Genomic DNA, 13,098 nt, shown 5'->3' on the forward strand with positions numbered 1-13,098 from the left:
GGGCGAGGCAGCGCGTCGTACCGAGAGGCGGCGAAGTGGATTACGCGGGCGAGAACAGGTGGTCGCTGATCAGTCGGGCCGCGCCGATGACTCCGGCGGTGGGACCCAACTCCCCCAGAACAATGGGCAGGTTGCCGGTCGCGAGAGGCAGCGACTGGCGGTAGACCTGGGTGCGGATCGCGGCGAGCAGGGTGTGGCCGAGACCGGTCACCCCACCGCCGATCACCACCAGGCCGGGGTTGAAGAAGCTGACCAGGCCGGCGATGACCTGGCCGGTGTGGTTGCCGCCCTCGCGGATCAGGTCGAGGGCGGTGGCGTCACCGGCGGCGGCCGCGGCGGCGACGTCGACGGCGCTGAGACCACCGTTCGCCGTCAGGCGGCTCGCCAGTTCGTCCGACAGCCCCTGCTGGGCCGCCTCGACGGCGTCCCGGGCGAGGGCCGCCCCGCTGAAGTGGGCTTCCAGACAGCCCCGGTTGCCGCAGGCGCACGGACGCCCGTCGGGTACGGCCTGGATGTGCCCGATGTCGCCGGCGCTGCCGGTGACACCGCGGTGGACGTTGCCGCCGACGACGATGCCGCAGCCGATACCGGTGCCGATCTTGACGCAGAGGAAGTCGCCCACGGAACGGGCGACGCCCGCGTGCTGCTCCCCCATCGCCATCAGGTTCACGTCGTTGTCGACCATCACCGGACAGCCGAGTTCCTGACTGAGCGCCTCCCGCACCGGAAAACCGTCCCAGCCCGGCATGATCGGCGGCGCCACCGGAACACCCTCGGGGAAACGGACCGGACCCGGAACACCGATCCCGGCACCGTCGAAACCCTCCGCGAGCCCCGTCGCCCGCAACTTGGCGGCCATCGCCAGCACCTGCTCGAAGACCGCGACCGGCCCCTCACGCACGTCCATCGGCTGGTTCAGATGGCCGAGGATCTCCAGTTCGGCGTTGGTGACGGCGACGTCGACCGAGGTCGCGCCGATGTCCACGCCGAGGAAGCGGAGCCCGGGGTTGAGCCGGATGTTGTGGGAGCGACGGCCACCGCGCGAGGCGGCGAGTCCGTCGGCCACGACCAGGCCCGTCTCCAGCAGCCGGTCCACCTCCACGGCCAGCTTGGACCGCGACAGGTCGACCTGATCGCCCAGCTGCGCACGGGAGTTGGGACCCCCGTCGCGCAACAGCTTGAGCAGCCGGGCCTGATGCGCGTTCGCGGGACGTGCCGTCATACGTCTCACATGCCCCTCCCCGCCTGGATCGGCCGCCAACTGTCGGGCTTTCGAGGGGAACGTAGCAGTGACCGCCGAACCTGGGAAGAAGCTGTGCACGAGTTACCGGCGACTTTTCCCACTCGCAGGACAAAGACCGGAGTCATGCCGCGCTCCCCATACGATCTGATCAACGTCGACACAGGGGGACCACATGAACTCGGCAGTGAGGGAACCGGTAGACGAACCGAGCCCGGAGCCGGACCGGGAGTCGCGCCGGGAGCCGGAGCGGGACCGGGAGCCGGACCGCAGGGTCACGACGCTCGAACTCTTCTTCGACCTCGTCTTTGTCTTCACCCTCACCCAGCTCACCGTGCTGCTCGCGGGCGATCTCTCCTTCGCCACGGCCGGCCGCGTCGCGCTCATCTTCCTCGTGCTCTTCTGGATGTACGGGGCGTACGCGCACCTCACCAACCAGGTCCCGCCGGACCGTCCGTCACGACGCCTTGGGCTCATGCTCGGCATGGGCGGGTTCATGGTCTGCGCGCTGGCGGTGCCGCGGGTCTTCGACGACTCCGGCGTCGTCTTCGGGCTCGGTTTCCTGCTCGTGGTCGTCGTGCACACCGCGCTCTACACCCGCAGCCACGGCCGGGACTCGATCTGGTACGGCGCCCCGAACGCGCTGGCCGGCCTCTCGGTGACGGTCGCCGGCCTGCTGGACGGCCTGGCCGCGGACGGGCTGTGGCTCCTGGCACTGGCCCTACAGTTCGTGACGCCGTACATAGCCGAACGGGGCCCGGGCCGGTCGGACGGCCGCGCTCCCGAGGCGCTGCGCGCCCAGCTCGGCAGCCTCAACCCCGCGCACCTCGTGGAGCGGCACGGGCTGCTGCTCATCGTCGCGTTCGGCGAGTCCGTCATCGCGATCGGCATCGGCATCGGCGATCTGCCGCTCACGGCGGGCCTGTTCGGCGGCGCGTTCCTCGCCCTCGCACTGGCGACGGCCCTGTGGTGGACGTACTTCGTCCGGGACGAGGAGCTGGCCGAGGAGGTCTTCCGCGCGACGCCCGCCCCGGCCCGGTTCCGGCTGGCGATGAACGCGTACTACTACGCCTTCCTGCCGATGCTGCTGGGCATCGCCTTCCTCGCCGCGGGCGTGAAGAAGACCCTCGGCCATCTCACCGAACACCTCCACACGGGCCCGGCGTTGGCCCTGGCGGGCGGGGTTGCCCTGTTCCTCACCGGAGACGTCGCCTTCCGCGCAACACTGCGCCTGCACCCCGTACGCTTCCGCGCCACGGCCGCACCGGTGGCCCTGGCGACCGCCCTACTGGGCCTACACACCTCGTCCGCCGCCGAACTCCTCGCACTGGTGGCGGTGTTGGTGACGATGCTGGCAGTGGAGGCACGGTGGTGCGGGAGAGACGCGGAGGCCCAGGACCTGGCGCGCGCGTGAGGCGAGAACCCGCACCGAGGCCCAGCACTTGGGGCGCGCGTGACACGAACGCCCCTGCCGGTACTGAGACTTAGGTCGCACGTGACGCAAAGGCCCACGCCGGCGCTCTGACTTGCAGCGCACGTGACACGAACGCCCCTGCCGGTACTGAGACTTAGGTCGCACGTGACGCAAAGGCCCACGCCGATGCTCGGACTTGCAGCGCGCGTGACACGAACGCCCCTGCCGGTGCTGAGACTTAGGTCGCACGTGCCGCAAAGGCCCGCGCCGGTGCTCGGACTTGGAGCGCACGTTACCCAAAGGCCCGCGCCGATGCTCAGACTTGGAGCGCACCTGACGCGCGGGCCCCCGCCCCCGCTCAGGACTTGGCACGCGCGTGATACGAACGCCTCGTGTGCTCCGTGTGTTCGCGCATGAGGCGGGTTGCCAGGGTCTCGTCGTGCGCCTCGATCGCCGCGATCAGGTCGCGGTGCTCGATCCAGGACTGGCGCCCGCGCTGCCGGGCGACCGGCGTGTAGTACCAGCGGACCCGCCGGTCGACCTGGGCGGCCAGCTCCGCGAGGACCGCGTTGCCGGCCAGCCGCATGACCGTGGCGTGGAAACGGGCGTTGAGGACGACGGCGGCGTCCACGTCGTCCGCGGCGACCGCCGCCAGGCCCTCCTCCAGTATCTCCCGCAGGGCCGCGAGTCCGCCGCCGTCCGCGTGCACCGCGGCGAGCCGGGCCGCCTCGGCCTCCAACAGCGTCCGTACGGTGAGGAGCTGGTCGGCCTCCTCCTCGGTCGGCTCATGCACGAACGCGCCCTGCGCGGGCCGAAGATCGACCCACCCCTCAGTGCTGAGCCGCTGCAACGCCTCCCGCACCGGCTGCCGCGAGACACCGAGGTGCCCGGCGAGCTCGCTCTCGACCAGATGCTGGCCGGGCTGGAGAGCACGCGTGGTGATGAGTTCGAGGAGCGCCTCATAGACACGGTCACGCAACGGGCCGGGGCGTTCGAGCTTGGGCACCGCACCCTGCGGCAGGCCAGTCGTCGACAACATGGTCCGTCCCCCTCCGGTCGGCGCGGGCGGTCGCAGCCGAAAGCCAGTATGAATTGGCTTTCGTCTACAGTCTACGGTGCCTGTCCCGCCATGGGCCCGTTCAGGGGCACCGCACGACCTGGCCCGCGTACGACAGGTTCCCACCGAACCCGAACAACAGCACCGGATCCCCGGAGGACAGCGCCCCCTGCTCCACCAGCTTGGAGAAGGCGAGCGGAATGCTGGCCGCCGACGTGTTGCCCGACTCGGCGACATCACGGGCCACGACCGCGTTGACGGCGCCGATCTTCTGGGCGAGCGGCTCGATGATCCGCAGGTTGGCCTGGTGCAGCACGACCCCGGCGAGATCCTCGGGCGCGAGCCCCGCCTTCTCGCAGGCCTTGCGGGCGATGGGCGGCAGCTGGGTGGTCGCCCACCGGTACACGCTCTGCCCCTCCTGGGCGAACCGCGCGGGCTGCCCCTCGATCCGCACCGCGTGCCCCATCTCGGGCACCGACCCCCACAGCACCGGCCCGATACCGGCTTCCTCACCCGGCGCGCAGGCCTCGACGACCGCGGCCCCCGCCCCGTCCCCGACGAGCACACAGGTGGTGCGGTCGGTCCAGTCGGTGACCTCGGACATCTTGTCGGCACCGATGACGAGCGCCCGGGCCGAGGCCCCGGCCCGCACGGCGTGGTCGGCGGTGGCGAGCGCGTGCGTGAAGCCCGCGCAGACCACGTTGACGTCCATCGCGGCCGGCGAGGGAATGCCGAGCCGGGCGGCGACCCGGGCGGCCATGTTCGGGGACCGGTCGACGGCGGTCGACGTGGCCACCAGCACCAGGTCGATGTCGCCGGGGGCGAGACCGGCCGCGGCCAGCGCCTTGGCGGCGGCATGCGCGGCCAGCTCGTCGACGGGCTCGTCGGGCCCGGCGATGTGCCGCGTACGGATACCCACCCGGCTCCTGATCCACTCGTCACTGGTGTCCACCAGGCCCGCCAGGTCCTCGTTGGTGAGTACCTTGGCGGGCTGGTAGTGGCCGACGGCGGCGATACGCGAGCCGTTCATTGGGTGGTCCCTCTCGTTGCCTTGGGTAGCGCGATCCACCAGTCTGATCAGTGACTCACGGGTACGACGTCAGGTAAGGCGACAGGAAACAGGCGCCGGGGTTGTCGGCTTCTGTCAGGCCCTCGGACGCCCGACCACCTGACGGTCGGACGCCCGAACACCTACCGAACAGTCACCCGGTGAACAGCTGAGTCGCCTTCTGTACGAGCTCGTACACCCCGTAGGCGAGCGGTGCACCCACCCACAGCCAGGCGAAGGCGATCAGCGGCCGCCGGTCAGGCGGACTCTGCGGACTGCTGTCGTTCTGCGACATCGGCGGCCTCCCTCGGTGCGGGGATGTGGTGACGGGAGTGGACGGGACGGACCAGTTCGTTGGCCACGAACCCGATCGCCAGCAGCCCGATCATGATGAACAGGGACAGGGTGTAGAGGGAGGAACCGCTCTTGCCCGCCTCCTCCTGCCGGTCGGCGATCCAGTTGACGATCAGCGGCCCGAGGACACCGGCCGTGGACCAGGCGGTGAGCAGCCGCCCGTGGATGGCGCCGACCTGGTAGGTCCCGAAGAGGTCCTTCAGATAGGCGGGGATGGTCGCGAAGCCGCCGCCGTAGAAGGAGAGGATCACCAGCGCGCAGAGGATGAACAGCGGCTTGGACGAGTCGCCGACCAGCGCGATGAGCAGGTACATCACGGCGCCCGCGCCCAGATAGAGGCGGTAGATGTTCTTGCGGCCGATCAGGTCCGAGGTGGACGACCAGCCGATCCGGCCCGCCATGTTGGCCGCCGACAGCAGCGCGACGAAACCGGCCGCCGCGGACGCTGACACCGTTGTCGAGCTGTTCTTGAAGAAGTCCGTGATCATCGGAGCGGCCTTCTCCAGGATGCCGATGCCCGCGGTCACGTTCATGCAGAGCACGACCCACAGACACCAGAACTGCGGGGTGCGCACCGCGCTGCGCGCGGAGACCTGCGGCCCCGAGGTGATGCTCGGCGCCCCCTCGACCGGCTTCTCGGTGCGCGGCACCCGCACGAGCAGCACGCCGAGCGTCATGAAGACGGCGTACGACAGCCCGTGCACGAGGAACGCCAGCGCGATCCCGGAGCTGTCGGAGCCGAACGACTCCAGCATCTGCGCCGACCAGGGCGAGGCGATCAGCGCACCGCCGCCGAAGCCCATGATGGCGATGCCGGTGGCCATGCCGGGCCGGTCCGGGAACCACTTGATCAGCGTGGAGACCGGCGAGATGTAGCCGATGCCGAGACCTATGCCGCCGACGAAGCCGTAGCCGAGGACGATCAGCCAGTACTGCTCGGTGGCCGCGCCCAGCGCGGAAAGCAGGAAGCCGGACGAGAAGCAGATCAGGGCGACGGTCATCGCCCACCGCGGCCCGTTGCGCTCGACGAGCGTGCCGCCGAAGGCGGCGGACAGGCCGAGCATGACGATGCCGAGCTGGAAGGGCAACGCGCTCTGGGTGCCGCTCAGACCGAGCGCGGACTCCAGGGGCGGCTTGAACACGGACCAGGCGTAGGCCTGGCCGATGGAGAGGTGGACCGAGAGGGCGGCGGGGGGAACGAGCCAGCGGCTCCAGCCGGCCGGTGCGACAGGGGGACTCATGATCCCGGACAGTAGGGAGATACACGGGAGTTGAGAAGGCGGCACGTCGACCGTATGCGATGAGCGGTACGCGGGGCGCGCCGAACGGTCAGACCACCCGGTTTCCCGACCTCCGCGGAACCGCACGGTGCCGTCCCGACCCTTGCCGCCTGATCTCACATACTGTAGACAATATGTCGTCGACACAGTTCGACAGTTCCGCGGTACACCCTCGACCGAACGGAGCTCGCCCCGCATGAAAGTCGCAGTCCTCGGCGCCGGAGCCATCGGCGCCTACGTCGGCGCCGCCCTGCACCGCGCAGGCGCCGACGTACACCTCATCGCCCGTGGACCGCACCTCGCGGCCATGAGGCACCACGGCGTCCGCGTCCTCTCCCCCCGCGGCGACTTCACCGCACACACCCACGCCACCGACAACCCCGCCGACATCGGCCCCGTCGACTACGTCTTCCTCGGCCTCAAGGCCACCTCCTACGCGGCGTGCGGACCACTCATCCAACCCCTGCTGCACGCCGACACCGCCGTCATCGCCGCCCAGAACGGCATCCCCTGGTGGTACTTCCACGCCCACGGCGGCCCCCACAACGGCCACCGGCTCGAAAGCGTCGACCCCGGCGGAACCGTCAGCGCCGTCCTCGCCCCCCAACGCGCCATCGGCTGCGTCGTCTACGCCGCCACCGAACTCGAAGCCCCCGGCGTGGTCCGCCACCTCGAAGGCACCCGCTTCTCCATCGGCGAACCCGACCGCAGCCTCTCCCCCCGCTGCCTCGCCTTCAGCCAAGCCATGCAGGCCGGCGGGTTGAAATGCCCCGTCGAACCCGACCTGCGCAACGACATCTGGCTCAAACTCCTGGGCAACATCTCCTTCAACCCCATCAGCGCCCTCGCCCGCGCCACCATGCGCCAAATGTGCCACCACACCGCCACCCGCACCGTCATCCACACCATGATGGAAGAAACCCTCACCGTCGCCGCAGCCCTCGACTGCCACCCCGACATCACCATCGAACGCCGCCTCGCCGGCGCCGAAAAAGTCGGCGACCACCGCACCTCCACCCTCCAAGACCTCGAAGCCGGCAAACCCCTCGAACTCGACGTCCTCCTCACTGCCGTCATCGAACTCGCCACCCTCACCCACACCCCCGTCCCCACCCTCACCACCATCCACGCCCTCACCGACCTCCTCACCCATCGGACCGCCGCATGAACCGCGACGCCCGAGGAGGCAACCCCAGGCTCACGCACCCGCTCGTGCGGGACGGGCGCGACGAGCCTTTGCGCAGGGCGAGTTGGGACGAGGCGCTGGACCGGGCCGCACGGGGACTTCGGCGCGGTCGCGGCGCGTTCGGGATGCTCGCCTGCGCCCGTGCGACCAACGAGACGAACTATCTGGCGCAGAAGTTCGCCCGGGTCGTGATGGGCACCAACAACGTCGACTCCGTCGACCGCAGGAGCCACGCGGCGAGCGTCGCGGGCCTGGCGGCGGTGTTCGGTTCGGGTGGCGGTACGTCGTCGTACGGCGAGGTCGAGCACACCGACGTCGTGGTGATGTGGGGTTCCAACGCCCGGGTTGCGCACCCGGTGTTCTTCCAGCGCGTACTGAAGGGCGTTCACGGTGGCGCCCGGCTGTACGCGGTCGACCCGCGGCGGGCGTCCACGGCGGAGTGGGCGGAGGGCTGGCTCGGGCTCAACGTCGGTACGGACATCGCGCTGGCACACGCGATCGGCCGGGAGATCATCCAGGCGGGTCTGGCCAACGAGGCGTTCGTGGAGCGTGCGACGAGCGGTTTCGAGGAGTACCGGGCGCTGGTCGAGCCGTGGACGCTGTCGCTCGCGCAGAAGGTGACCGGCGTACCGGCCCCGGCCATAAGGGAGTTGGCGCACGCGTACGCCAGGGCGGAGCGTGCCCAGATCTGCTGGACCCTGGGCGTCACCGATCACCACAACGGCACGGCCGTCGTGCGGGCGTTGATCGACCTGGCGTTGCTGACCGGCCATGTGGGCCGCGAGGGCTCGGGACTTCAGCCGCTGTGCGGGCGGAACAACGTCCAAGGCGCCGTCGACATGGGAGCCGTGCCGCACCGCCTGCCCGGCTTCCAGGACGTCCTCGATCCCGATGCCCGGCTGCGGTTCGAGTCCGCGTGGGACACCGCTTTGCCGCCGCACTACGGGCTGAACCTGGCCGAGATGTTCGAGGAGATGGAGACGGGCGGCGTGCGGGCCGTCCACTGCCTCGGCGAGAACCCGGCGCCCTCCGAGGCGCGGCGCCTCAAAGCCCTGGACTTCCTCGTCGTACAGGACATGTTCCGCACGAGCACGGCCGAGCTGGCGGACGTCGTCCTGCCCGCGACGGCCGGCTGGGCGGAGTCCGAGGGGACAACCACCAACAGTGAGCGGCGAGTTCAGCGGGTCCGCAAGGCGGTCGAGCCGCCCGGCGAGGCCCGCGACGACATCGACATCCTCTGCGACCTGGCCCGGCGCCTCGGGCATCCGTGGGAGTACGCCGGCGCCGAGGCCGTCTGGAACGAGGTGCGGTCGGTGTCGCCGGACCACTACGGGATGACGTACCGACGACTGGAGGCGGAGAAGGGACTTCAGTGGCCGTGTCCGACCACGGACACCGTCGAACCGCCCTATCTGCACGGCCGGTTGTGGGCGGACGACCCGGCGCTGCGGGGCCGGCGCGCACCCTTCGGGCTGGTGCGGCATGTCCCGCCGGTCGACCTCACCGACGAGCGGTTCCCGATCCGGCTGACCACAGGGCGACGGCTCGACTCCTCCAACTCGGCCGGACAGCAGGGTGGTTCCCCGCGTCGGGGCGAGTTCGTGGAGCTGTGCCCGGAGGACGCGGAACGCTACGGAGTCGTGGTCGGTGAGAAGGTGCAGATCACCTCACGGCACGGCTCGGTCGTCGTGTCCGTGTGGATCGACACCGCCCTGCGACCCGGGCTGGCCTTCACGACACTGCGCCTCCCGGACCACAACGACACCGACCAGCCGACCTCGGCCGCCCGTTGCCCGATCGCGGGGACGGCCGAGTACAAGGCGACGGCGATCCGGATCGACAAGCTCCCGCTCGTCACCTACGTGGGGTGACGGGATGGACCTGCGCTTCGGGGACAGCCAACCGACGGACGACGAACGCGCGGCCGTCGATGAGTTGTTGGGCCCTCCCGCGTCCTCGTGGGAGGGCGCGGAGCGGACCGCGGAGAACCTCAGGTACTCCCGGGGCGGACATGCGGCCCGGGATCGCCGCGACCTGCTGCTGCCGGGGCTGCACGCGCTCAACGACCGGATCGGCTGGATCAGCAGGGGCGCCCTCGCCCATCTGTGCCGAAGGCTCACCGTGCCGCCCGCGGAGGCCTACGGAGTCGCCACCTTCTACGCCCTGTTCTCGGTGTCCCCCCGCCCCACGACCGTGCTCCACGTCTGCACGGACCTGACCTGCACGGCCGCCGGAGCAGCCGCCCTGTGCGCCGGGCTCGAGTCCCGCCTGGAGGGCGACGACCGGGTCACGGTCCGCCGCGCCCCCTGCCTCGGCCTGTGCGAGCGCGCTCCGGCAGCCCTCACCATCAAAGCGGGCGATCCGGCGCGTACGGCGGTGTCGGCGCCGGCGACGGTCGAGGCCGCCGTCCTCGCCGCGACCGCCCCCGACTCGGCACCGGAGGAACCACCGACGGAGGCGGCGGCACCGCAAGCGGGCGATCGGAGGCAGACCGGCGCGCCCGCCCCGTCGTCGCCGCCGCAGAAACAAACGGGCCTGCCTGCCCCGCCGCCGCTGCCGCCGCAGAAACACACCGCCGTGCCTGCCCCGCCGCCGCTGCCGCCGCTGCCACTCCTGACGCGAGTCGGCGTCGTCGATCCGTCCTCGCTCGACGACTATCGCGCCCACGGCGGCTACACCGCGCTGCGCCGGGCCTTCGTGCTCGGTCCCGCCGCCGTCCTCCGCGAGATCGTCGACTCCGGCCTGGTCGGGCACGGCGACGCCGCCTTCCCCGGCGGCCCTGACCCGCGGGCCACCCCCATCGGCCTCGCATGGCGGGCCGCGGCGTCCCGGCCCGACCACCCGCACCACCTCGTGTGCAACGCGGGCGGATCCGGGCCGGGCGCCTTCACGGACCGCGTGCTCATGGAGGGCGACCCGTACGCACTGGTGGAGGCGATGACGATCGTGGCGTACGCCGTCGGCGCGCCCCACGGCTACCTCTACCTGCGCGGCGAGCACCCGCGGGCGGCACGGCGGATGCGCCGAGCCGTCGAGCGGGCACGCGCGCGTGGGCTGCTCGGCGACGACATCCTCGGCCGGGGCCACTCCTTCGACATCGAGATCCGGCGCGGCGCGGGCGCCTACGTCTGCGGCGAGGAGACCGCCGTGCTCCGTTCCATCGAGGGGTACCGCCCGGAGCCGCGTCCGACGCCGCCCTTCCCGACGCAGAAGGGTCTGTTCGGCCGACCGACGGTCGTCGCGGACGTCGAGACGCTGCTCGACGTACTGCCGATCCTCACCGGCGGGCCGGCCGCGTACAGGTCGAGGCTCGTCTCCGTGTCCGGCAGCGTGGAGCGGCCCGGTGTCTACGAGCTGCCGTCCGGGACGACCCTCGGCGAGCTGCTCGCCCGGGCCGGTGTACGGCCGGACCTGCGGGCGGTCCTGGTCGGCGGGGCCGCCGGCCGCTTCGTACGCCCCGACGAGGTGGACGTACCGCTCCGGTCCGGCGTCGTCATCGCCTTCGACGGCACCGTGCCGCTGCCCCGGCTGCTGCTGCGCGTCGCGGAGTTCTTCCGGGACGAGTCCTGCGGACAGTGCGTGCCGTGCCGGATCGGGACCGTGCGGCAGGAGGAGGCGCTGCGCCGGATCGTGGACCGCGCGGGCCCGGCCGCGGCCGACGATGTCGCGCTGCTCGGGGAGGTCGGCCGGGCGATGCGGGACGCCTCGCTGTGCGGGCTCGGGCGGAACGCGTGGAACGCCGTGGAGTCGGGTGTGGAGCGGCTGGGGGTGTACGGATGACCGTGACGTCTCTCGGCGTCCCCCGTCGGCTGCTCGACCTCACCCTCGACGGGGAGCCGGTGCGTGCCCCCGAGGGCACGACACTCCTGGACGCGTGCCGGGCGGCCGGCAAGGACCTCCCGGCCCTCTGCCACGTCGACGCCCGCACCCCGGCGTCCGCCTGCCGCCTCTGTGTCGTCGAGGTCGCGGGCTCCCGCGCCCTCGTGGCGGCCTGCTCCCGCGAGGCCGAACCCGGCATGGACGTACGGACCGACACTGAGCGCACCCGCCACAGCCGCCGGATCGTCCTCGAACTCCTCGCCTCCTCGGTCGACTTGTCGACCACACCCGGCATCGCGGAGTGGATCGAGGAGTACGGGGCCCGGCCGGACCGGTTCGGCACGGACGCGGCCCGCCTCGAACGGGAACCGATCATCGACAACGGTCTGCTCGTGCGCGAAGACGGCAAGTGCCTGCGCTGCGGCCAGTGTGTGCGGGCGTGCGGTGGCCAGGGACAGCACACCTTCGCCCTCTCCGTCTCCGGCCGCGGCTTCGGCTCCCGTGTCGGCGTCGAGTACGACGCTCCGCTCACCGACTCGGCCTGCGTGTTCTGCGGGGACTGCGTCGACGTGTGCCCAACGGGGGCGCTGTCGGTCAGGTCGGAGTTCGACCTGCGTACGGCGGGCACCTGGGACGAACCGGCACAGGCCGTCACGACCACGGTGTGCGGGCACTGCGGGGTGGGCTGCGAGCTGACCCTGCACGTGCAGGACAATGAGATCGTGAAGGTCACCTCCCCGCCCGACAGTCCGGTGGCCCACGGCAATCTCTGCATCAAGGGCCGCTTCGGCCACCAGTACATACAGAACCGGGACTGAGCAGCCATGGGACGAGTCACGGAACGACGCAAGGTGATCCGCATCCGGGACGGGGCGGTCTCCACCCGGCCCGACACCCTGGTCGCCGAGGAGCCACTGGAGATCCGGCTGAACGGCAAGCCGCTCGCGATCACCATGCGCACCCCCGGCGACGACTTCGCGCTGGCCGCGGGCTTCCTCGTCAGCGAGGGGGTGCTGGCCGAGCAGGGTGATCTCCAGAACATCGTGTACTGCGCGGGCGCCACGGTGGACGGCTCCAACACCTACAACGTGGTCGACGTGCGGACCGCGCCGGGTGTGCGGATCCCCGACATCACCCTCGAACGGAACGTCTACACGACCTCGTCCTGCGGCCTGTGCGGCAAGGCGAGCCTGGATGCGGTGCGGACCACGGCCCGCTGGCCCATCTCCGACACTCCCCCGGTCCGGGTCGAGCCCGAACTGCTCGCGAGCCTCCCCGACCGGCTGCGCGCGGCGCAGCGGGTCTTCGACCGGACCGGGGGCCTGCACGCCGCCGCGCTCTTCACCGAGGACGGGGAACTGGTGGACATACGAGAGGACGTGGGGCGGCACAACGCGGTCGACAAACTGGTGGGGCGAGCCCTCCAGAACGGCGCACTGCCGCTGTCGCGGACGATTCTGCTGGTGTCGGGGCGGGCGTCGTTCGAGCTGGCGCAGAAGGCCGTGATGGCGGGCATCCCGGTGCTGGCGGCCGTCTCGGCGCCGTCCTCGCTGGCCGTGGACCTGGCCGCGGAGACGGGCCTGACGCTGGTGGGGTTCCTGCGGGGCGCGTCCATGAACGTGTACGCGGGCGAGGAGCGCATCGCCCTCCAAGCGACGCCCGCCCCACGGTGAACAGGTCGCTCAGGGCGCCGCGAAGGC

11 protein-coding genes are annotated in these 13,098 nt (G+C 71.2%); 6 read left to right on the plus strand and 5 right to left on the minus strand.

Annotated elements, in window-relative coordinates:
- Positions 1-40: 40 nt before the first annotated feature.
- Positions 41-1,222 (minus strand): ROK family transcriptional regulator, encoded by a 1,182-nt coding sequence (locus tag OG866_RS07715; RefSeq protein ID WP_329332718.1) that lies wholly within the window; start codon positions 1,220-1,222, stop codon positions 41-43.
- A 193-nt stretch (positions 1,223-1,415) separates the two neighbouring features.
- Here OG866_RS07715 and OG866_RS07720 point away from each other — a divergent pair, with 193 nt between their 5' ends.
- Positions 1,416-2,654, plus strand: coding sequence for a low temperature requirement protein A (locus tag OG866_RS07720; protein ID WP_329332720.1), 1,239 nt, complete (start codon positions 1,416-1,418; stop codon positions 2,652-2,654).
- A gap of 358 nt (positions 2,655-3,012) precedes the next feature.
- Here the strand turns inward: OG866_RS07720 and OG866_RS07725 are convergent, their stop codons facing one another.
- From OG866_RS07725 to OG866_RS07740, 4 genes are all read right to left on the minus strand, one after another.
- Positions 3,013-3,690: a GntR family transcriptional regulator gene (locus tag OG866_RS07725; RefSeq protein ID WP_443063638.1), complete on the minus strand. Its 678-nt coding sequence runs from the start codon at positions 3,688-3,690 to the stop codon at positions 3,013-3,015.
- Positions 3,691-3,793: 103 nt separating this feature from the next.
- Positions 3,794-4,741, minus strand: a complete 948-nt coding sequence (locus OG866_RS07730) for a beta-ketoacyl-ACP synthase III (RefSeq protein ID WP_329332724.1) — start codon at positions 4,739-4,741, stop codon at positions 3,794-3,796.
- Positions 4,742-4,913: 172 nt separating this feature from the next.
- On the minus strand, positions 4,914-5,054 hold the full coding sequence (locus OG866_RS07735) for an MFS transporter small subunit (protein ID WP_165951368.1): 141 nt from the start codon (positions 5,052-5,054) through the stop codon (positions 4,914-4,916).
- Positions 5,017-6,354, minus strand: coding sequence for an OFA family MFS transporter (locus OG866_RS07740; RefSeq protein ID WP_329332726.1), 1,338 nt, complete (start codon positions 6,352-6,354; stop codon positions 5,017-5,019). The genes OG866_RS07735 and OG866_RS07740 overlap by 38 nt, the downstream gene beginning before the upstream one ends.
- A gap of 235 nt (positions 6,355-6,589) precedes the next feature.
- Between OG866_RS07740 and OG866_RS07745 the strand changes: the two genes are divergently transcribed.
- Genes OG866_RS07745 through fdhD form a run of 5 tightly spaced genes read left to right on the plus strand, consistent with a single transcriptional unit; the run spans position 6,590 to position 13,071 of the window.
- Positions 6,590-7,561, plus strand: coding sequence for a 2-dehydropantoate 2-reductase (locus tag OG866_RS07745; RefSeq protein WP_329332727.1), 972 nt, complete (start codon positions 6,590-6,592; stop codon positions 7,559-7,561).
- A complete protein-coding gene (locus OG866_RS07750; protein WP_329332729.1) occupies positions 7,558-9,450 on the plus strand; it encodes a molybdopterin oxidoreductase family protein in 1,893 nt (630 codons plus the stop codon). The genes OG866_RS07745 and OG866_RS07750 overlap by 4 nt, the downstream gene beginning before the upstream one ends.
- A gap of 4 nt (positions 9,451-9,454) precedes the next feature.
- Positions 9,455-11,359 carry an NAD(P)H-dependent oxidoreductase subunit E gene (locus tag OG866_RS07755; protein WP_329332730.1) on the plus strand — a complete coding sequence of 635 codons (1,905 nt, stop codon included), beginning with the start codon at positions 9,455-9,457 and terminating at the stop codon, positions 11,357-11,359.
- Positions 11,356-12,216 carry a 2Fe-2S iron-sulfur cluster-binding protein gene (locus OG866_RS07760; protein ID WP_329332732.1) on the plus strand — a complete coding sequence of 287 codons (861 nt, stop codon included), beginning with the start codon at positions 11,356-11,358 and terminating at the stop codon, positions 12,214-12,216. The genes OG866_RS07755 and OG866_RS07760 overlap by 4 nt, the downstream gene beginning before the upstream one ends.
- Positions 12,217-12,222: 6 nt before the next feature.
- A complete protein-coding gene (gene fdhD, locus OG866_RS07765) occupies positions 12,223-13,071 on the plus strand; it encodes a formate dehydrogenase accessory sulfurtransferase FdhD (RefSeq protein WP_329332734.1) in 849 nt (282 codons plus the stop codon).
- Positions 13,072-13,098: the final 27 nt, after the last annotated feature.

It is taken from the genome of Streptomyces sp. NBC_00663, assembly GCF_036226885.1.
GTDB lineage: Bacteria > Actinomycetota > Actinomycetes > Streptomycetales > Streptomycetaceae > Streptomyces.